This window comes from Marinicrinis lubricantis (assembly GCF_042658665.1).
Classification (GTDB): domain Bacteria; phylum Bacillota; class Bacilli; order Paenibacillales; family KCTC-33676; genus Marinicrinis; species Marinicrinis lubricantis.
The window spans coordinates 1-21589 of the sequence record NZ_JBHSQV010000180.1 but is presented as its reverse complement, the minus strand read 5'-3'; the positions used below and the strand labels follow the sequence as shown (position 1 = coordinate 21589).

The 21589-nt window shown below is 44.9% G+C and carries 23 protein-coding genes; all 23 read left to right on the top strand.

All coding sequences use genetic code 11. The features are described from left to right. Positions 1–23 precede the first annotated feature (23 nt). Positions 24–1010 (top strand): TadE/TadG family type IV pilus assembly protein, encoded by a 987-nt coding sequence (locus tag ACFPXP_RS18310; RefSeq protein ID WP_379895831.1) that lies wholly within the window; start codon positions 24–26, stop codon positions 1008–1010. Between the two features lie 19 nt (positions 1011–1029). Further along, on the top strand, positions 1030–3252 hold the full coding sequence (locus ACFPXP_RS18305; protein ID WP_379895830.1) for a hypothetical protein: 2223 nt from the start codon (positions 1030–1032) through the stop codon (positions 3250–3252). Positions 3253–3323: 71 nt separating this feature from the next. Beyond that, positions 3324–3920 carry a TadE/TadG family type IV pilus assembly protein gene (locus tag ACFPXP_RS18300; RefSeq protein WP_379895829.1) on the top strand — a complete coding sequence of 199 codons (597 nt, stop codon included), beginning with the start codon at positions 3324–3326 and terminating at the stop codon, positions 3918–3920. Between the two features lies 1 nt (position 3921). Beyond that, a complete protein-coding gene (locus ACFPXP_RS18295) occupies positions 3922–4443 on the top strand; it encodes an A24 family peptidase (RefSeq protein ID WP_379895828.1) in 522 nt (173 codons plus the stop codon). Positions 4444–4447: 4 nt separating this feature from the next. Further along, positions 4448–6046 (top strand): DUF6382 domain-containing protein, encoded by a 1599-nt coding sequence (locus ACFPXP_RS18290; RefSeq protein ID WP_379895827.1) that lies wholly within the window; start codon positions 4448–4450, stop codon positions 6044–6046. A 141-nt stretch (positions 6047–6187) separates the two neighbouring features. Then, positions 6188–6511 (top strand): thioredoxin family protein, encoded by a 324-nt coding sequence (locus ACFPXP_RS18285; RefSeq protein WP_379895826.1) that lies wholly within the window; start codon positions 6188–6190, stop codon positions 6509–6511. 94 nt (positions 6512–6605) lie between these two features. Continuing rightward, a complete protein-coding gene (locus ACFPXP_RS18280; protein WP_379895825.1) occupies positions 6606–6899 on the top strand; it encodes a hypothetical protein in 294 nt (97 codons plus the stop codon). A 170-nt stretch (positions 6900–7069) separates the two neighbouring features. Continuing rightward, complete coding sequence (locus ACFPXP_RS18275; RefSeq protein WP_379895824.1) at positions 7070–8317, top strand: hypothetical protein; 1248 nt, start codon at positions 7070–7072, stop codon at positions 8315–8317. Positions 8318–8520: 203 nt separating this feature from the next. Continuing rightward, positions 8521–9504, top strand: a complete 984-nt coding sequence (locus ACFPXP_RS18270; RefSeq protein WP_379895823.1) for a S8 family peptidase — start codon at positions 8521–8523, stop codon at positions 9502–9504. A gap of 94 nt (positions 9505–9598) precedes the next feature. Then, entirely contained in the window at positions 9599–10489 is an 891-nt protein-coding gene (locus tag ACFPXP_RS18265) for an ATP-binding protein (RefSeq protein WP_379895891.1), read from the top strand. After that, a complete protein-coding gene (locus ACFPXP_RS18260) occupies positions 10476–12500 on the top strand; it encodes a vWA domain-containing protein (RefSeq protein ID WP_379895821.1) in 2025 nt (674 codons plus the stop codon). Before ACFPXP_RS18265 ends, ACFPXP_RS18260 begins: the two co-directional genes overlap by 14 nt. Beyond that, complete coding sequence (locus ACFPXP_RS18255; protein ID WP_379895820.1) at positions 12490–13062, top strand: hypothetical protein; 573 nt, start codon at positions 12490–12492, stop codon at positions 13060–13062. The genes ACFPXP_RS18260 and ACFPXP_RS18255 overlap by 11 nt, the downstream gene beginning before the upstream one ends. A gap of 323 nt (positions 13063–13385) precedes the next feature. Further along, complete coding sequence (locus ACFPXP_RS18250) at positions 13386–14003, top strand: NUDIX hydrolase (protein WP_379895819.1); 618 nt, start codon at positions 13386–13388, stop codon at positions 14001–14003. Between the two features lie 174 nt (positions 14004–14177). Then, entirely contained in the window at positions 14178–15242 is a 1065-nt protein-coding gene (locus tag ACFPXP_RS18245) for an undecaprenyldiphospho-muramoylpentapeptide beta-N-acetylglucosaminyltransferase (RefSeq protein ID WP_379895818.1), read from the top strand. Positions 15243–15261: 19 nt separating this feature from the next. Beyond that, on the top strand, positions 15262–15687 hold the full coding sequence (locus ACFPXP_RS18240) for a GNAT family N-acetyltransferase (RefSeq protein WP_379895817.1): 426 nt from the start codon (positions 15262–15264) through the stop codon (positions 15685–15687). A gap of 49 nt (positions 15688–15736) precedes the next feature. Beyond that, complete coding sequence (locus ACFPXP_RS18235) at positions 15737–16120, top strand: hypothetical protein (protein ID WP_379895816.1); 384 nt, start codon at positions 15737–15739, stop codon at positions 16118–16120. Next, the gene (locus ACFPXP_RS18230) at positions 16117–16467 is read left to right on the top strand and encodes an NUDIX hydrolase (RefSeq protein ID WP_379895815.1); all 351 of its coding nucleotides are present in this window, start codon (positions 16117–16119) and stop codon (positions 16465–16467) included. Before ACFPXP_RS18235 ends, ACFPXP_RS18230 begins: the two co-directional genes overlap by 4 nt. A gap of 16 nt (positions 16468–16483) precedes the next feature. Beyond that, complete coding sequence (locus ACFPXP_RS18225) at positions 16484–16852, top strand: DnaJ family domain-containing protein (protein ID WP_379895813.1); 369 nt, start codon at positions 16484–16486, stop codon at positions 16850–16852. Between the two features lie 235 nt (positions 16853–17087). After that, positions 17088–17999, top strand: a complete 912-nt coding sequence (locus tag ACFPXP_RS18220; RefSeq protein WP_379895811.1) for a hypothetical protein — start codon at positions 17088–17090, stop codon at positions 17997–17999. 51 nt (positions 18000–18050) lie between these two features. Next, positions 18051–18581, top strand: a complete 531-nt coding sequence (locus ACFPXP_RS18215) for a DUF420 domain-containing protein (RefSeq protein ID WP_379895810.1) — start codon at positions 18051–18053, stop codon at positions 18579–18581. 256 nt (positions 18582–18837) lie between these two features. Further along, positions 18838–19089, top strand: coding sequence for a hypothetical protein (locus ACFPXP_RS18210; protein WP_379895809.1), 252 nt, complete (start codon positions 18838–18840; stop codon positions 19087–19089). Positions 19090–19188: 99 nt separating this feature from the next. Continuing rightward, entirely contained in the window at positions 19189–20001 is an 813-nt protein-coding gene (gene coaW / locus ACFPXP_RS18205; RefSeq protein WP_379895808.1) for a type II pantothenate kinase, read from the top strand. Positions 20002–20041: 40 nt separating this feature from the next. Beyond that, entirely contained in the window at positions 20042–20845 is an 804-nt protein-coding gene (locus ACFPXP_RS18200) for a GNAT family N-acetyltransferase (RefSeq protein ID WP_379895807.1), read from the top strand. Positions 20846–21589 lie beyond the last annotated feature (744 nt).

Sequence of the window (21589 nt, the reverse complement as noted above, 5' to 3'; positions counted from 1 at the left end):
TCCATATTACGAGGTAACCTGCCATGCGCCAATGGATGAAAGACGATCGGGGCTCGTTTACGCTGGAGGCGTCGATCGTCATCCCGATTCTTATTTTGACGGTGTTCGCCCTGCTTGCATTAACTGAAACGGTCTATGAGAAGATCGGATTGGAGAAAGCCTTGCATCAGCAGGTAGAGCGTTCTGCGTACACTTGGAATAACAGTTCGAAGCAGATTGAGACGGGTGCTTTTGATATCGAAGCCAATGACGGCTTGTATTGGAGATGGACGGGGAATGACATCTTTGCTTCGTTATTTGGGGCCTCCGATTATTCTACGTTGACCTTTCCGGAGGACTTGACCGGGCAAGATCTCGTCTCCATGAAGCTGCAGCGAAGTGTGGAGGGCTTTCGTTCTGATGTAACCGGTACGTTTGAATTTCAGAACTATATGCTTTTGCAGTCTGTAACTGGAAGCGGAGAGTTTGTATATGATTCTCCATTGCTTCAGATCGTCGATCCACCGCTGCTGCAAGCTGAGAGTGTATCATATATAGTTGATCCGGTTGAACTAAACCGAACGGTTGATTTTCTGCGAACGTACGGCAAGAAGCTGATGGATACGAAGGTTTCCAAGAAGAAGGCCAGCGAGCAAGTCAATCGATTTTTAGGGCTGGAGAATGGACAAGCAGCTTTTCGCTACCATAAGGACACCCTTCCATATTTGAGAAAGCTTGTTGGATCGGTCAAGCATGATTTTTATTACGATACGGCACATGGAAAGCGACAAGTGGATGCGATGGACAATAACGGCGTCGTCCATCAATCATACTTGACCTTTAATAGTAAGATTCGCGAACAGCTGGAGAAGGACGCCGATTTACTGAAAAACAACAGTGAGGTAAAAGGGATCGTGTGGCACTTTTTCCGGCGAACAGGACAAACCGGAAAAGTGGGACCTTCAGATGCGCTGCGAAAAGAAATAGAAAGCAAAGGAATCGTCATTGTCATCCATGATGGAACGGAATGATCACTGCAAGGGGGCAGCTATGAAAAAAAGGAAACGAAAAAAAAGCTTTATTCGTTCCAGCAAAGGATCTGCATCGATTTTGCTCATGATCGTTTTGGCTGCCATCTTTTTATTTCAAGCCGTATTTGTTGATTTTGCTAGAATCAAGGCGGCGGAATATGAAACCGAACGAGCATTGAAAGCCGCACTGCGATCGATTTACGCTGGATTCGATAAAGATTTAACAGCATATGGCTTGTATGGGGTCGCCAATCCCGATGCTGCGGAATCCCGCATGACTGAGCTCGTCCAGAAGAACGGCAGTACTGAAGAGGGGGATGGTTTGTTTCCTCATGCTGATCTCCATGGAGTTGAGGTACGCCACACGTTCACATTAGCGGATCATACGGTGTTCGAACAGCAGATTCTAGAAGAAATGAAGTACGCGGCTCCGATTGAGTTTATGACCGAGCTGTATGATTCGTGGAACGGCAGCGGCTTGAATCAGAACATGCAAGAGGCTTCGAAGCTGTCGAAGCAGATCGAGGAATTGGAAGCGATCATTGAGAAAAGGGAAAAAGCCCTCGATGATGCTTGGGATCAAGTAGAGGAATTCATCGGCCTAAGCGGATTGATGGCGGAGATTGCTAACAAATATTCTAGCAGATTTTCAGAGATTAACGAGCTCGCTTCGAAAATTGGTGTACATCAATTAGGAGAAGTACAACAGTCGATTGAAGATATCAACCGACGATTGGAGAGCAAACGTCAAAATTTAGCGAATTTATCGGCACAGGCTGCAGCACAGGCCCAAAATAGTGAGAATGGACAACCGAGTCCTACCATATTGGAGTCCATGGGAAACATCCGTTCGCAGATCAACAGTTTAAATGAACAATTATCTAACTTAACGGAGCTCATGGAAAATATTGTAGCGTACACCGCATTGATCACACAAACGCTAGCTGACCTGTCAGATGACAGCAGCCGTGTCCAAGCGGAACAGAAGGGAATTGTCGATAAGCTTAAAGAAGCCGAGGCCGCTAACAAAGAACTGGAGGAGAAGCTTGCAAAGTACTCGCACGAGGTCACCGAAGGAGTGCAAGTGTATGACCCGTCTTTTTTTCAAGACTATCAAACGAAAATAGGGGGAAGCGTATCTGTTTTTAACGGCTTAGTGCATAAATTCAATACAACTTCTTTTATTACTGGAGATCGTTATACACGGGTTCACAATGATTTGGTTGATCAGGTACAGCAAATTGGATCGCGAGCCGCTGCAACTTATCAAGAATTGCTTATACCGGAACAAAAAAGAAAAGATAACAACCAAAAAGTGAAAGACGAGAAAGAGAAGCAAAAGAACAGGACAAAGGATACATTATCTAAAATATCCAATCTGCTGAATTCCTGCTCTGTTGATTATTCTACTTCATACATGCGCCTGGAGGGAATAGCGGATGATGGCTTGTACCAAAAATATCTGAAATTTAATAAGCAGGGCGGAAGCGAAAGCGGTCATGACACAATCGAACTGGATGACGAATCCAAAGTCGGCAAGGATGCCCTCAATTTAACGGATAAAATATCCAGTCTACTGTTGACCGCCAGGGATGAAGCATATTTGAACGAATTTGCTTTAACTCGATTCAATTATCGTACGTTAGTTTCGCCAGAAGAGGCCAAAAGCACAGGCAGGCCAACGTCTTATTCACTCTCTCATCCTTACGAGCATCCGTTGATGCAGCAGGAAGCTGAATATATTTTGTATGGCTTTGGCAGCTGTGAATTGAATCATGGCGCTGCCTTTTCAGAAATGTATTTGACGCGTCTTGCGATTCATTTAGCGGAAGAATTAGCCAAGCCGAACAAAGGAATCGCCATGTTCGGATCGCCCCTGCTCGTATTTCTATGGGCGGTAGCGGAAGCAGCGATACACGCATGGGGTGATATGCAGCAGCTGGTAGCAGGGAAGGAAATTCCGTTGTCAGATCGATGGGCCAAGTCGTTCCTTTTGGATTACAAGGACTATCTTCGAATTTTTTATTTCCTTCACAGCAACGATGCGAAGATGATGTCCCGGATGCAAGCATTGATCGAACTCAATACGGGAGATGATTTATTGAAGCGTCCCGTGTATACGGAGGCTGTGGCTACTTTTTCATTAAAACCGGTATTCATCCCTTTCGTTCTGAGCTGGCTCGGTAAAGATGTGAAAGAAGGAGAAACACAGATTGTTCATAAGGCCATTTTCTCTTATTAGCTTCAGAAGAGTAGAGAAGTATACGGCGAATGGGATTCATCACAATCAAAGAACGGAGTGGAGAAGAACATATGTGGAGGAATGAGCGAGGAGGAATAACACTCGAGGCAGCGATTATTTTACCGTTTCTCATGGTGTTCGTTTTAACATTTATCGCTTTTATCCGTATTCAATCTGCCCATATGGCTCTTCAATCCACCGTTTCGGAAAGCACGAAATTTGTTGCGGGTCACATGTATCCCGTGAAGCTTTTACTAGATGGTACTGCCGATACTGCTGCAGGTCAATGGGTATCGAAGATTCAGGATGCAAAATCCCAATTGCAGACCGCGGCGGAATTTACGACGGATTTCGCTGGACTGCTCCCCGAACCGATCGGACAATTCATGGAACAGTTTACGACGGCCTTGAACGAGGGTACCGAAGAAGTAACCCATTCAGTGAAAAATCAGCTCTTTCAGCCGCTGCTGAATCAATTTGCAGAGAATTATGCATTAGATACAGATCGGCTGGAGCTGAAGAAGGTGACGCTGCCTGATTTGTCTGGAGTCGGCGAGACCCATTTCGGACTGGAGGCTTCTTACAAAGTAAAGCTCCCGATCCCATTCTTAACGAAGGAAATAACGATCTATAAAGCGGCTGAAGAAGCGGTCTGGATAGGTGAATAATATGAACTTTTCTATCACTTTACTTTCTATTTTTATAGGTATTGCGTTTTTTCAAGATATAAAGGAAATGAAAATACCTAATCGGTTGACGGTGCCCTTCGCAGCAGCCGGCGTGGTCTGTTCTGCTCTCCAATGGGGCTGGGAAGGCTTCCTGTTTTCGCTGCAGGGAATGGCGATTAGTTTTATCATCATGTTCGTCTTATATTTATTTAGTGCTGTTGGGGCTGGGGATGTGAAGCTGTTTGCAGCTATTGGAGCCATTGCAGGAACGGAATGCTCACTATATGGAATGATGTATTCTATTTTATTCGCTGGTGTGATTGCTTTGATTTATTGGGTATGGAAGAGACTGCTTGTGAAGCAATTAAGATGGTTTTATGAAAAAGTAGTTGTCATTTATCTTTTTAGAAATATGCAGTCCTTTCGGGTGAATCAGGATACGGCAACCCATTTTCCGTTTATGCTGGCTGTTGTGCCGGGTGTCGCATCTTCATGTATACTTGTCGGAATTCAAGCGGGGTGATGCAATGCTTCAAAATTACACAACGACGTTTGATCGAAGGGAAGGCCATTGTTTGGTGATCTCTCAGAATCCACCTATATCAAAGGATGAACTGCAAACCGTTCAGGCGAATATGCTGACAAGCGGAAAAGTGGAGGGCATGCTGCCTTTGTATGTGGAAGAGATCGACTTTCAGATTCGTCTTTTTTATAACTTTACAGGTAAAAAGCTGCTTTCCCAGCAAATGAAGCTTGTGGATTTACATATGAAACAATCCATGCAGCTCATGTATGAAGCTGTAAATCATTTGCTGAATTGCAGTACATATTTTCTCCAGGCCGAACACGTAGTTCTTCACCCGGACTTTTTGTTCACGGACTCGGCCCTGACTCGAATCTATGGTCTGTACGTTCCACTTCGTTCGTGGGAGGCCGCTGGTTCGATTCATCATTCATTGAAGGAGCTTTTCATGTATATGCTCCCTTACATAAAGGATGCGGATGGTAAGACCATCCAAGAATTGATGCGCTGTTTTCAAGAGGAATGGGCGATTCGAGACATTCATACTTATTTGGAAGGAAAACGTTCAACTGCTGGTTCAGAGAGTAGTCATTCTGCGATTCAAGGGCATATGGATGACAGGGGATTAAGCCAAGAACAGGGACAGAATCCGAATGTAAACTCATCTCAAGCTTCATTTATACCACAGAGCCAGAACGCAGTGGAGCCAGACCAGGCTGTTCCAAATCTATCTGTCGGCAAAGAGGAATCCGAGTTTCCGCTTCCAGAATGGAGCTGGAGGCGGGAGGCAGACGATTCGTGGATGGAGACGAGCACGAATCTACTGAAAATTGAGAAAGAGACAGGTCAGAGCAAGCGGAAAACAGAGAACCATAAAAATCAAGAACGATCGTCGGACACTTCACAGTTCAAAAGGTTGATCTTGATTGCACTTATAGCGCTTATTGCAGCGTGGATGCCTTTAAGCTTCAAGCCTAGTGAAGGAATGGTTTATATATGTATCGGCCTTTCTTTAGCTGTTGCTGCAGTCAGTTATCTCTACTTCATCAAAAGCGGATATAAGCAAGAGGATGCGGGGAATACTGGCGAAAGTAAACACGCTGAAGAGGATCTGATGTCTTGGAATCATTCCTTCTTATGGGAAGATGAGACACCTATAAGCAATACAGATCTTTCAGTAGAAGAAGAGAGGATCGCAGTCGCTGCGGAAGAGCTTCCTTTAGCGAACCAAGAACCGGATCGGACGGCCTTCCTATCAAACGAGTCAGACCGTACCGTTCTCCTTTCAGAGGCGAAAGCAGAAGAGCCGGCAATCTGGCTGCAAACCGAAAAGGAAGGAGAAATTCAAAAGTTTCCGATCCTTCATTTCCCATTCACCATTGGACGCGATGCGGCTCGAGTCGATTATTGTGAGACGACACTTGGGGTATCTAAGCAGCATTTTGAAATAATCCAAGAAGGAGGGGCCATTGCGATTCGTGATTTAGGTTCCAGTAATGGGACTTTTCTCAATGAAGAACCGCTTATTCCATACAAGACGTATCCAGTTCAAGGCGGCGATCGAATTGTGATGTGCAGTAAACGTTTTATCGTTCATGGTTAAGTTAACAAACGGCATCAGCTATACGGTTGATGCCGTTTATTGTCTATTCTCACCATGAATCTATCCTTCTCCTGTACATTTCAGCGACAAATCGTCTATCATAGAGAATAAATGTGCTGAAAGTAATGAAAGGAAATTTAGATGGTACAAGAGATCGAACTGTTTCAATTTGAGCAGCTGTTGAAACAACAGGGAAATCATGCAGTGATGTGCTACACACCATTTTGCGGTACGTGTAAAGTGGCGCTCCGAATGTTAGAGGTGGTCGGTCATCTTCATTCCAGCATGTCCATGCATCGTCTTAACGTCAATCTGCATCCGAAATGGTGTGAGGCATGGGAAATCCGAAGCGTACCTTGTCTGCTCATTTTTCAAGATGGACAATTGTTAACAAAAGAATATGCCGTGCGGTCGGTTGACTATCTTCATCAGTTGTTTAACGACATAACAGGGAAAACGCATTAGCAGGAAAAGTTACACGTTTTGCTTGTCCTGTTGTTCTGTTTTATAACCATGCTCATACAATGGTGGTATAAACCACCCGGGAGGGAATATGACCATGGGACAGTTTGCGAAGGATATCAATTTGGATGTTCAGGAAATGCATATTGTTGCAGAGAACGGTGATGTCCAGCATGTCAGATACGATCAATTGGTCAAGATTGAGCATGGCAGTGAGGAAGTGAAGAAGTGGTTCCGAACGAAAAACGTTTCTGTACTTCGTCTGCATATTCGTGCGAAGGATGAACCGGTCGTTGTTCGCGAAGATCTCATGAACGCCAGCTTCGATGCGACAGTGTCTGCCCTTAAGAAATACGCAGATAAATATCAAGTGGAGTTTACGACCTTTTGATGATAGAGTGATCTAAATAACAATACCCATCGATCAAGATGGGTATTTCTTTTTTTGTATATTCGAAAAAGCAGCAGGATTCTTTGGGCTTTTGTGGAAATGGGTAAAGACGATGGATGAGATCGAGGACGATAGTGTGGTGAACCCAGGTGACGGATGCTGCCGAGTCTATGGCTCCTAAAACACCAATTCTTAGCGGACAGATGATACGGACTTGGAAGGAGCAGATTCATGCCGACTTTCCTGAGATGACAGCCGCGCAAAAAGCAATGAAGCTTGCGGATAAGGTTCATCAAGCGCTCTACTCCCAAATGCCCGATTTTCCTGCCGAACTGAAAAGGAAAATGACAATAGAATTGCTGAAGAAGGCGTTCGAGCAGCCGGAAATGATGATCAGCAAGGATGAGCTTTTTCAGCAGATGATTATGAACGGTGAACTACATACAGAATCCTTACAAATTCCGATGGCGAACTGGCTGAAGAAGGAGACTGGACAGGAATGGTCCATTGGAGAAGTCGCGGAGCTGAGCCGTGAAGCGAAGTCGACTTATTTTGAGCACGGTGATTCCAACTTCAGCCTGGAACAAGCTTCTGCTGTGAAGTCCGCCATGCAGATGTCTCAGCAAGAAATCGAAGCCGCTTCTGTGCAAACGGCTGCTGCGGACCATATACCGTTTACAACTAGCCATTCAGAGACTGAATGGCTAAGCCATAAAAATGACGATGAACAGCCCCTCATTCAACGAGGATGGACATCGATCTATCGGTGGCTTGTCCGAAGGAGACTGATCTCAGGTGTTGCGGCAGCAGGTGTCATGCTTACGGCAATCGTGCTGCTTATCATTATCCCACGGGAAGGTACGACCGCAGAAGCGATCACCCGTCCTTTGCCGGAAGCGCGTATCTTCGAGCATTATGAAGCGATCATGGTCGGGAAGCGAGCAGCCAATTCATCCTTGCCGGCAGATTATCGTTACCGTGACATTGATGAACATGATCTCAGAACATGGCTGAACGAGCGCAACTCACTTCTTTCGGAAAGTCCGTATTTTGACGCCATTGTGCTTAGTGCGAAGCAGGCTCATATTCATCCGTATGTATTGTTCGCTGTGACGGGTCAGGAACAAGGTTTCGTACCGAGAGATCGTAAGGATGCAGATCGAATGGCTAATAATCCGTTCAATGTATATCACAGCTGGATGGAATACAATACAACAATTGAAGATTCTTCTCGCATTGCCGCCAAAACGATTAATAACTTGAGCAGAAATCGACCGAATCATATTCCGGTGCTTCAGTGGGTGAATCGCAAGTATGCGGAGGATCCGAATTGGTGGATCGGCGTCGAATCGTTGTTTAGGCAAATGCTTCGAGAGCTTGAAACCGATAAAGTCGAGGAGATTCCAAACCTTTTATGACCGTTCATTAGCGGAAGTAAAAGGTTTTTTTATTTCATAGGCTTCCGTCTATTTTGAAATAAAACTGTAATTCGTTTGTAAACGGAATGTAAACATCCACACATAATATATTGTTAAAATAAGCGAAAACAACATTTGCGAATAACGGTTCACTTCAGAAATGATAACGCTTACATTACTTTAACTCAATTGGAGGTAAGCGAATGAAATGGATGATGAGGACAACGGCGGCGATGGTTTTGCTTATTTCCTATATCATGGTATACGCAGGCTGCGCGAACTTTAACCGTGAAGAAGTGATTGTTGCAGTATTGGATACGGGTGTAGATTCAGAACATCCACTACTGCGGGGAAAAGTGATTCAAGGATGGGACTTCGCGGATCAGGATCGAGATTCCTCAGATGATGACGGTCATGGTACACACGTTGCCGGAATTATTCTGGAGAAAGCGCCCAATGCCAAAATATTATCTGTCCGCGTCATTAAAAATGACGATGTGATGAACACCGGATTAGCTATTTTGTACGCGATCACACAGGGAGCCGATATCGTGAATATGAGCTTTGTTGAACCGTATCACCCTTTTACGGAGATGGCTATCCAATATGGTAAATCCAAAGGTGTTGTATTCGTGGCATCTTCAGGAAACCAGAATCAGGATAAGGTTCTTTATCCGGCGAAATATGATGAAGTGATTAGTGTAACGGCAACAGACGAATCTCTGCATTACGTATACGGTAATTATGGGCGAACGGTGAACTTTGCAGCGCCGGGTATGAATATTCGCAGCGCAAGCTTGGATGGCGGTTACTTGAATATGACCGGAACCAGCATGTCAGCAGCCTATATGAGCGGTGTTATGGCATATTTAAAATCAATGTATCCGTCGATGGGTTCAGAGGATTTGGAGGATTATTTAAATACAGCAAGCATCACAAGGAATGACTTGGTGCTTTACGCGTCCCATGAGACGATGCACCGTCCGTTCAAGGTGATTGATTATGAGCAAGTACAGAGGCTGGTCCGGATGGAGCTGGCATCAGGTTCGGAAAGTGTGGAGCCAGCAGCTGCACTGCGGAGTGAAATGCAATCAATCGATTCATATAACAGAATGCCAACTATTGTCGAAATGTCGTCAGATCATCTGGAAGGTTCAGCAAATAGCGAGCCGTATCGTACCGAATGAACAAAAGAACGAAACCATTAATATGGAACAGTCGAACTGTGGTAAAATAGGAGGGATCAACCATTCACTGCAAGGAAGGATAAGAATAATGCACATGACAGATCTATTAGAGCAACTTCATATACATGAGGAGATTATTAGCGAGTTATCGGCTAAGAAGTTAAACGAAGCTTCCAATGCTGATGCTTCAGAGGTACCCGAATTCCGCACACCGAATTCTGAGCTGCTGCATGATTCGATTGTTGCGCTTCATCTGAATAAAAATCTCCTGCTGCAGGGCCCGACCGGATCGGGAAAAACGAGGCTGGCTGAGATGCTGGCTTCTTTGTTTTCCCAGCGTATTCATACCGTAAACTGTTCCGTCGATTTAGATGCCGAAGCCATGTTGGGATTTAAAACGTTATCCGAACGTGATGGCAAGAGTGTCATTGATTTCGTGCCTGGCCCCGTCGTTACTGCAATGAAGCAAGGGGACTTGCTCTATATTGACGAGATCAATATGGCGAAACCGGAGACACTTCCGATTATCAATAGTGTGTTGGATTATCGGCGTACGTTGATTAATCCTTTCACTGGGGAGACCCTTCAAGCATCTGAGGGATTTAAGGTCATTGCGTCCATGAACATTGGATATATTGGTACCCTCCCGCTGAACGAAGCCTTGAAAAATCGGTTCGTCACGATAGACGTTCCATATTTGCAGGGAGATCGGCTGCTGCAGCTGCTGAAGGCTCAATCACGTTTAAGAGACGAGCAAAACTTACATGCCTTCGTTCAGCTCTCTTCTGATTTGTTAGAACAGGTGAGAACCGGCCAAATCTCTGAGGATGCGGCGTCCATTCGTGCCCTGCTGGATGCATGCGATCTGTCGGCCTTTATACCTCCGCTTCGCGCGATTCAGCGGGCCATTGCAGATAAGCTGGAAGATGAGCGGGAGCAGTCGCTTGTCATGAATGTAGCAGAAACTTTATTTGGAAAGCAGTGAGTGCAGCATGGTATTCGCATATCGGGAACAAAAAGATGCACTCGCACACATTCAGCTTCTGGATCTCGCCAGGGTACTCAGCAGGCATCCTGAATTATTGCTGGACAAAGATCTTCGCAGTTATTTGGATCTAACAGAGGGAAAGCTTGCGTTAAGCTCGTTTTGGGATGATTATCCGCCCGAACAGCATCTTAGTGGATTAAAAAGTGACGTCTATCTACATGCATATGGCAGCAGGTGGCATGCAGACGATGATGCAATTGTTCGATATTTGGAAGAGACTGAAAGAGGACCGCTTCCTCGTTTGCACCTTCAATGTTTTGCTCTTCTTGAGCAGTTCCGTTGGATATGCGTGATGCTCAAGGAGCGCCCAGGCATGAAAGAAGTATTATCTTTTCGATGCCATGCAATCGAGAGGTTTCTTGTCCTGCAGCTCACAAATTTCGTCGGGCATCCAGAAGCGGGAACACGTATCCTCATCGTCATGTACCAAGCAGTCTATGATCTTTTCTTAAAGCGTGGATGGCTTACCGAATACAGTTCTGCGGATCAAAGATTATCGTCACTTTCGATCTTGACGGATGAAGCACAATTTATATATGGAAAGCTTGAGTTTGCGGAACGTGCGATTACAGCGGGCCAAACTGCAGACATTGCAGACTGCTGCAAACGACTGCTCGCACCATTCATTCAGGAACACCCCCAAATGCATGATCCTTCTTCCACATGGTTCCACATTCAGCCTAAAGGCAGTCCCAATCAAGCTGAAGAGGCAGTGATGCGTACGCAGCAGGAACGCTTTGAGGAAAAACGGGACAAAGGTCAATTTTCCAAAACAGAGCAAGCGCCCGCCGCAGTGGAAGACCATAAAGAAACGTTAAATAGCTGGCATCGGGAAGCGGAGCAGGCGAAGGACAGCCCTTTTCGGATGGATTTGGAGCAGGGAAGCTTGACCGGTTCGACAGCATCTGGAGCAAGAATGACGGAGCATGAAGTATCCGAGATGACCGTCGTTCAAGGCAGAGGGCAGAAGAAAGAGGGGCAAGGAAGAAATTTAAAAACCCCCTCCAAGCGAATGAACATAACGGATCAGCATCAACCCTCCCCATTTGTTGGGTCTAAGCGCTGGACGGAAACGATCCACGGTCGGGTTGTACCTGTTTTGCTTCCGAAACCAGGAGAGGAACACGCTTTGCAAGGAGATGAGCAAGCGTATGCGGATATGGTTAAACGGCTGCAGCCGTATATTCGAAAAATCAAAGAACAATTTCAGAAGACGCTGGAAAAGCAGAGAACGGCAAGGAGAACGGAGCTGTGGGCCGGCAGAATGGGCAAAAATCTTATACGTGCCGTAATGGAGCCTTTGCCTAGATTGTTCTACAAAAAGCAGAAACCTGATCGTAAACTGGATGCTGTCTTCACATTGCTAATGGATTGCTCCGCATCGATGTTCGACAAAATGGAGGAGGCCAAGCAGGGAGCTGTATTATTCCACGAAGTGCTTCGTTCCCTGCAAATTCCTCATCAAGTTGTGGGGTTTTGGGAGGATGTTGACGGACTTTCACGCGGCATTCCGAATTATTTCTTCACGGCAGTTTCATTCGAGAATTCTTTAACTGCGGAAGCTGGGCGCAGTATTATGCAGCTCGAAGCGCAGCAGGATAATCGGGATGGTTATGCGATTCGTTTAATGACCAAACAGCTGCTCCAGCGGCAGGAAAAACAAAAGACGTTAATCGTATTTTGTGATGGTGAGCCGTCTGCTGCGGATTACTTTGAAGAGGGGGTCACCGATACGTATCTTGCGGTGCAAGAGGCAAGAAAGTTGGGAATCGACGTGATGGGCGTATTTTTAGCAGGGGACGGCATGGAGGAAGCGGAGATGGCAAACCTGCAGCAAATTTACGGAAGGTATGGACTGACCGTACCCAATATGGAACATCTCACAGCTCAAATGATTCCTCTGCTCAAAAAATTGATTGTAAGAAAGGCGTTTCTCTATGACATTTGATCCCACGATATATGACAATCTGAAGGTCGTTTTGGAAGGGGCAGTTTATGAGCTGGACATTGAAGGGGTTATTCAAATATTGAATCGTTCGGATAACATTCACTTATCCACGATGAGCCGTTCCTACAGCATTCAGTTTGCACTGAAACATAGTCTTCACGAACCGAAGGTCACCGCAACGATTGTATTGGAAGCGAGTCTGCACGATTTGGCTGGGGAGCTTCTCGCTAAACCGAATGAGTCTTTAGCCGCTTTTGGCTGTGAATTATCCATCGCCTTTGAAAAGGAATTATTCCTGAAGGATGAAATGCCCCTTCGTGAGCTATCTAAGTATACAGAAGAAGGAAGCATGTTCATGCTCGCTGAAATCTGGGGAGAAGAAGGCAGACATTATACTCGGGAATGGTTTTTGCGAGCTGCTGAGAAGGGGAATATCGAGGCGGTGGAAACCGTACAGGTTCATTTTGACCGCACGGTAAATGAAATGCAGATGGATGATTTTCCAGAGCTTATTCAGCACGTGATTACGAGTTTGGAACGGCTGGACATACCGGCAACATAAATGTTTTGTGAACCTCGACATCTTGTCTAGCTCGGTGCAACCGAAAAGGCCACTTATAGATCGTAAGATCGAGTGGTCTTTTCTCATGCAATAGAAAGGATGAAAAACTTCGAAGCTGGTATAAAAAGTATAGTATAATATGTAAAACTTATTGCCAATCTGGCAGATGCTGGCTGAATGTTTAAGTGCGAGATTTGCTCTTCAGCATACGGAGTATGAGAAAGTGATTCAAACGATCAAAGCATTTATAAAACCAATCGAAGTTCATCCATAGGCTCCGGTAGCAAGAGTCTTAATGGGGACTGTCAAGAAAGGGCGATCACATGCAGCTGAAATGGTTGGAATGGGCGAAGCAAATTCAAGCGATTAGTCAAAATGGCTTGGCATACTCGAAAGATCCGTACGATATCGAGCGGTTTCATCAGTTACGCTCTCTTAGCCTTGAAATTATGAATGAATATACGGGCGTTGAAACGGAGCGGATTGAAGGCTGGTTTGCGAATGAAATAGGTTATGCAACGCCAAAGGTGGATGTTCGGGCAGTCGTTTTCCAAGAGGATCGCATTCTTCTCGTGAAGGAGACGATTGACGGCTTATGGGCATTGCCGGGAGGTTGGGCTGATATTGGACTGACTCCGTCTCAAATTGCGGTGAAAGAAGTTCGAGAAGAATCCGGTTATGAAGTCGAACCGATTCGTCTGCTGGCTGTATTGGACAAGATGTGTCATCCGCACCCGCCGTCTCCTTTTCATGTTTATAAAATCTTTATCTTATGCAAGCTGGTAGGAGGAGAGGCGAAGCAAAGCATCGAGACAAGTGAGACGGGGTTCTTTCCTCTGGATGCTCTCCCCCCGTTATCTACCGAGCGAAATACGGAATCGCAAATTCAGGCGATGTATAAGGCAGCAGCCGATCCATTGAGCCCCGTCATATACGACTAGCATCGCTGGATACGGAAGACAGTGAGGTCAAGAGTGCAAAAGCATACCCCTGCAGCATTAGGCATACAATGGTGGGAACGAGAAGAGAGCAGCAATTGATCATCCATCCTATTCATTGTATGCTAGCATATAGAAACGAAAGAGCTGCGAAGTACAGTCACGGGAGGGAAACCATTGGCAGGCAAGATTATGTTTACTGGAGGCGGGACAGCGGGACATGTGACCGTGAATCTGGCGCTAATTCCTAGGCTCCAGCAAGAAGGTTGGACGTGTGAGTACATCGGTTCCTACGAGGGGATCGAGAAACAGCTTGTCTCACAGTTGAAGGACGTTACTTATTATGGTATCTCCACGGGGAAATTAAGAAGATATCTTGATATTAAAAATATGAAAGACCCTTTTCGGGTCATGAAGGGTGTCATGCAAGCTTATCGCATGATCCGAAAATCGAAGCCAGATGTTGTATTTTCGAAAGGGGGCTTCGTCTCTGTTCCCGTTGTGCTGGGTGCATGGCTGAACCGGGTGCCGGCAGTAATCCATGAGTCGGATTTAACCCCTGGATTAGCGAATAAGATAGCGATGCCTTTTGCAAAAAAAATATGCGTCACCTTCCCGGAAACGATGAATCACGTCTCAAAAGATAAAGCAGTCCTTGTGGGCGGAGTCATTCGTGACGAGCTTCGGAGCGGGAGTAAAACGCGCGGTTATGGGTTGTGCGGCTTTACGTCGGAAAAGCCTGTAATTCTCATAATGGGCGGCAGTCAGGGATCTAAAGTGATCAATGAAAAAATCCGTTCACTGCTTGGACGATTGACCGATCGATTTCAAATTGTGCATATTTGCGGTAAAAATCAAGTGGATGCATCCATCAACAATCGATATTACAAACAATTCGAGTATGTCCATGAGGAATTGGCTGATCTTTTAGCGATGACGGATCTGGTTGTTTCAAGAGCCGGCTCGAATTCAATATTTGAATTTCTGGCTCTTCGCAAGCCGATGCTGCTGATCCCGCTTTCACGGATTGCGAGTCGGGGCGATCAAATATTGAATGCTGCATCATTCGTGAAATCCGGCTACGCCGAGTCGATTCAAGAGGAAGAATTGACGGACGAGCGTTTTATGGCTGCGATTGATCGATTATATGATCAGCGTATGCAGTATGTGCAGCAAATGAATAAAGCACAGGACAGCAGTGTGGATGATCTTGTAGAAATGATCAAGCAAGCGATGAAATAATGAGACAGGAGTGTTATTCGTGCTGATCGATGTCAAACATAGGCTGAACGAACCGGAAATTCGGGATTTACTAGCCTATGCCGTATTTCCAGAACCCGAAGCGTTAGAACGGGCGGTTCACAGCTACTCAGAATCGGAACAATTATTATATGCTTATGAGGAAGAAGGACGTTTGGTTGGGGTGATCGGGATTTTGCCTGAACAAGACGGTTTCCAGATTACTCATATTGCGGTTGCACCGGAGGAGCGGCGAAAGGGTATCGGTGAGGAAATGATTGTACTTGCGGCAGAGCAGAGGGATGCAATTCAAATATCCGCCGAAACCGATGACGATGCGGTCGATTTTTACCGCAAGGTTGGGTTTATTGTGACCAGTCTTGGGGAAACATTTCCGGGTGTCGAAAGATATTTATGTACTTGGAATCGAGATGAAGACAGCGAATGAATAGGGTACATTGGAGTGACACAGCAATAAATCAGGGGGGAAAGCCAAAATGATTCGTTTCAAGCATGTTTATCAGTTTAAATCTCAGCAAAGAGCAGCTTTCTCCCTCTACTTTCAACAGAACCTTATCCCGGAATTGGCCAAATACCAAATGGAATGTCTCTTTCACGGGCTGATCGAAGGAAGGGATGAAATGTTCGCGATCTGGCAAGCTCCAGATGAAGCAGCGCATCTTCATGCAATGGAACGACTGGAAGCCGATGAACAAATACAGCAATTAATTGGCTTTCAGACACACCGAATCGAAACGGGGACAACGATATCATCGCCACAATATGCGGCCGTCACTGTTTTTGTCACGAATGACAAAGGTGAGGTTTTATTGGTTCGAAATCTCCAACGTGGGAGCTGCCTGGCGGGAGAGTCGAAATGAATGAAACGCTGGAGCAAGCCGCTATTCGTGAAATCAAAGAGGAGACGGGTGCTGATATTGAGATCACAGGTGTGATCGGCGTTTATCAAAATTACAATAAAGGCGTCATCGTCAGCTTCGCGGGCCGTTATGTGTCCGGCAAGCTTCAATCGGAGGAAAAGGAAATTTTGGACGTGCGATTCGTGGATTTGAATCAGATTAATTTGGATGAATGGTTTACACGTCCCCATTTTAAAACACGGGTCACCGATGCATTAAAGGGCTGCCAGGTGCCATACGAAAGCTATGCTGCAAAGCCATATGAACTGCTCGGCCGTCTTGAGGTCAAGAACAACATTTCAAAATGAAGGAGATCGTTTATGGATGGATTTCTTGGAAAAGCTGGCGGAGGAGAGAATCAAAGCCGCTATCCATGAAGGTGAGCTGGACAACCTCCCCGGGAAAGGCAAACCGATTGAATACGACGACTTACAGGCGGTGCCGGAAGAATTGAGGGCAAGCTACCGCATGTTGAAAAATGCTGGGGTTCTTCCTCCGAAGATGGAGCTCAAGAAAGAAATGGTCAGTCTGGAGGAATTGATTCGCTGCTGTGAGGATGCAGAACAGAAAGAGCATCTGAAGAAACAGCTGAGTGAGAAGATGCTGCGTTTTCAAATCATGATGGAGAAAAGAAACTTGTCTTCTTCTGTTTTCCAGCAGTATCGGGGAAGTATACTGAATAAGATAAAATAGATTCGTTTCTCATACAAATAGTTAGTCTATTGCCGGTTTTCAGTCGGTCCAAAGGATCGTATAGTAAACAAAATGCTGCACTCCTCCAGATCCCGGGGAGTTTTTTTACTTTGGGCAATCTTGTGGCGGGTGAGTGAAAAAAATGTAAATGCCGCCAATTGGACGAGCAATACCTGAAGCTTTCTGTTAAAATAAGATCATATTTTTTTCAATAACAACGAGGTGGTAGATGTACGTGCTTAGACGTTTCGGCTTAATATGTTTCAGCATCATCTTGACTCCATTATTGTTGGCGGTGGTTGCTCTGCATGCCGCGGATGATACAGTTATGGATCCGAATAAACAAAAGCAATATTTAGTACAAGCTCAGTTTTATCCTATTTTGAAAGAAGAAATGGTGAACGAGATTGTAGATCGAACCTTTTCCAATCCGGAGGGATTGTTGACCAAGACGATTTCTGGCTTTTTTAGAACAATCGTAAACGATGCGGTCGATGAGCAGTTGCTGCAATCCAAAACGGAGGAGGTGCTGGATTCGCTTCATGCTTATTTAAATAACGATCGAGACGATCAGGTCATCACGTTCGATATCCGTGATTTGAAGCAAACTTTGTTGCTTAAGATGAACGAAGTGCTGGAGCAGCAGGGGCAGGGCATGCCCATTCCATCTCAGTATACTACCAATCGAATTATCGAAGATTTAAGCGGATATATTCCGAATGAAATCGATTTGGTCGGCCTTTTCATCGAATCCGATGATTTGAATGATTTAAAAATGATGTATGGCGGCTATAAAATCTCTTTTACGATCGTTTACACCGCAATTGCCATCGTTGTGGGGATTGGGCTTCTCATTGCGGCTTCCTTAAAAACAGGTTTTATTTGGCTTGGAGTTAATTGTTTTATAAGCGGTGGTATATTGTTGATATTAACCGGGATTAGAACAATAACAGATGAGAGTATAGAATGGTATCTGGATCCAGAGTATATAGCCTATCAGCCTGTGATCGAACAATTTATTAAAGCTGCTTTAAAGGACATGGGAAGCGTGTTGGTAAATGGTTCCGGAATTTTGATTGCTGCGGGTGTCCTATGTATGGTGCTCAGCAATTATTTCTACCGCAGAAATAGGCACAGAACGGTCTGATGTGGTATGTCGCGAAAAATGCTCTTGAATTGAACTACGGAGGAACATGGAATGAATGATAAATATAGAAACTATACCCCTTGGATTGTATTCTTATCGATTGCCATCAATTTAATCGTGGCTGTTCTGTTCTTTATGCCGGAATACGACGGTGAGTTGGCCTTTGATGTCACCATTTTTCCCTTACTGAATGCAGTGTTTAACAGCTTTACGTTTGTCTTTTTATGTTCGGCACTGTACTTTATTAAGCTGAAAAATATAAAGCTTCATCGGAGATTCATTTTTTCAGCTTTTGTTACGACGGCGTTATTTTTAGTTTCTTATGTCACGTATCACTATTTAACGGAATCCACTCCATACGGAGGGGAAGGGATTTTGCGCGGAATTTATTTCTTTGTTTTAATTACGCATATTTTACTGGCGATCGCTATCGTACCGCTTGCGCTCATTTCATTGTCGAGAGGACTTCAGATGAAGGTGGAAAAGCATCGCAAGATTGCCCGCTGGACTATGCCGATTTGGCTTTATGTCAGTTTGACGGGGGTCATTGTTTATCTCATGATCTCGCCTTATTACAGTTAAGTTTTGTATACGATAGTAGGTAATGAATCACATCTGTAGGACATCCCGTGCATACTTGTGTACGGGATATTTTTGTTGAAAAATAGGAGTTGCGCCTCTGGTATAATGTGGTACTCTATACGTAGATTGTGATCACGATTTCATTTTATATACAGATTATATTGAAAAAAAGAGATTTGAATAATAAAGTAGAGTCTACTGAAATAAGATAGAATAGAATCACTTTGCTGAACAAGTGTCACCAAAGGAGGAAATCATGCGTAAACGGTACATTTTTCCGATTCTATTCTACGGATTGTTGATTATGATAGGGACGATACATTTTTTTGAAGTCTATTTGACTTATTCATTAGAGACCGTAGAGCCGATGTATTCGGGTACAGTAAGCATTCACTATACTTCGAACTTTGTCATATTTCTCATGTTTTGTTTGATAAATCTGCTGCTGTACATCGTTTGGGGGCTGAAGGAAAAGCGCAGCAGGGAAAGCCAGCGGCCGATGAAGTGAATGGCTAAGGATGGATTACGCTCCTTCCGTCTGTCTTTCGATTCGATCCTCTGACTTGTTTTGGCATGAGGGTTCACGGTTGAACAAGGAGTGGTTTCAATGGAAAATCAGGTAAAAATGGGCATAGATGCCGGGGGAACGCTCATAAAAGCAGTGATTTCCGAAAATGGTTCGATTCGAGTGAAGTCTTTCTCGACTTCACGCATGACGGATGCTGTGGATTGGATCAAAGCTCATTATGACCATGCCGAAATTTGTGCAACAGGAGGTAAAGCGAATCAGCTGCTTCAATGTCTTGGCTTAGGCGGCAAGCAAATCGTGGAGTTCGATGCGACATGCAGAGGAGTAGAGTATTTATGCAATGAGAAGCCGCTTCTGCACGTACCCTATATTATTACGAATGTCGGTACGGGGACCTCCATTCATCTAATCGAAGAGCATGGTCACAGGAGGTTGGGTGGAACTGGCGTTGGCGGGGGGACCATCATGGGTCTTTCTTTTTTAATGACGGGTATTCAAGAATTTGAGAAAATTGTACAGCTGGCCAAAGACGGGAATCGAAGCAGCATTGACTTAACGGTTGCTCACGTTTATGAAGGAGCAGTGCCACCCATCCCAGGGGATTTAACGGCGAGTAATTTCGGACGCGTTCAGTCCTCAGAACAACGTCCCGAGGATTTATTGGCATCGGTTATTGGAATGGTCGGTGAAACGGTATCGACGGCAAGCGTGTTAGCCGCTGATCCGTATCATGTTTCTACGATTGTATATATCGGGTCTTCATTCATTCAGAATCCAATTCTTCGCAAAGTGGTTGCCGATTATACGAAGCTTCGCGGTGCAGAGCCTTTGTTCGTAGAAAATGGTGAATATAGCGGGGCAATGGGTGCATTGCTGTCTTTAGAGGAATAGAAATTGAAGTTATTTTATTTAAAATGGAGGAATTGTATCGATGCTCCGTCCTGTAACCGCAGCAGATATTTCGCACTTAATAGAACAATCTGAGATGGATTATATGAAGGATCGAATGCTTGCCATTCAGGAGCGTGAAGGGAATCCGGAAGGGATTGAAATCAAGGAGATCGACACCTGTCTGCTTCTGTACAGCCGAACCATGGCTTGGGGACAATTCAATAATGTGAAAGGTCCATTCACCGAAGAACATATTCCCGAAATCAGCCGTTTTTTTGATGAACGGAACCGGAATTTCGAATTCCATGTCGCTCCACATCATGACCGGAATATTCTAAGAGCACTCGCTGAGAATGGTTATTTTCAGGCGAGTTTTCATGGATGCTTATACGGAGAACCCCGTCAATTGGCCGCGAATAGACCGAGTCGATTACTTCATATTCGTGAACTCCGAGAGGACGAAATGGAGATCTACGCGGAGATTCATTGTTTAGGGACTGGGTTGCCTTTGGACGGAAAAGCCTATGTGGCCGCCAATAATAAAGTGCTCTATGGCCGGAAGGGATGGCATTTCTTCATCGGATTTGCAGAGGATCAGCCTGCTTCTGTCTCGGTAATGTACATGAAGGATAAAATTGCTTCATTTACTTTTGCCGCGACACTCCCGCAGTTTCGGGGGCGAGGATTTCACACGCAAATGCTGCAGCAGCGACTAGAGGTATGTGCTCAGCATAATTGTCATCTTGTCGTTGCGCAAGCCGCATACGGATCGCAGAGCATGAAGAACATGGAACGAGCGGGTCTACGAATCGGTTATACTCGAGCGAATTGGGTAAAAATATAGACACAGCTGCACAACCCTTTGATTCGTGCAAATTGGTAAACATTGCATTTGATTCTCCTCTGTCCATCATGATATATTATAACTCCTGCCGCTGAGAGGCGGTGAAGAAAGGAAGCTTGAGAGCAGCTGGAATGAGTTCGGGTGGTAAGCATCGATGAGATGAACATTACGAACTGGAAAAAAGTTGCACTTGCAAATAAGCTTCCAAACATGATATATTGTAATTCCGGCTGTCGGATAGGCAGTTGGCTGGAAGTGAAGAGCGCAGCTTTGAAATGATGGTTCTACGGTGGACATCGAATGATGACATCGGAAACTGGAAAAAAGTTGCACTTGCAAATGAGCTTCCAATCATGATATATTATAAATCCGGCCGTTAAGGCGGCTCGGTGAAAAAGTGATTTGTTCTTTGAAAACTGAACAACGAGTGAAACTGTGCGGATCTCTTCGGAGATTCAAATTAGTCAGTAACGTGATGACTTTTATTTCTTCGGATGACGTTGAAATATAAGCATCGAAATGAGCAAGTTCAAGCTTTACCTTTTACGCTTCTTCCTTCTGAATGACTGTTTAACGAACGTGAACCTTTTGTTCGTTAAACGCTAAGGTAAGGAATAAGCGTCTTTTACCGGCGATTTTTACTCTTGAATTCTTGTTGGAACAAACGTGTACCGTTGTTTGTCCCAACATTAAGGAAAGTAAAGATCACCTGAATTGGAGAGTTTGATCCTGGCTCAGGACGAA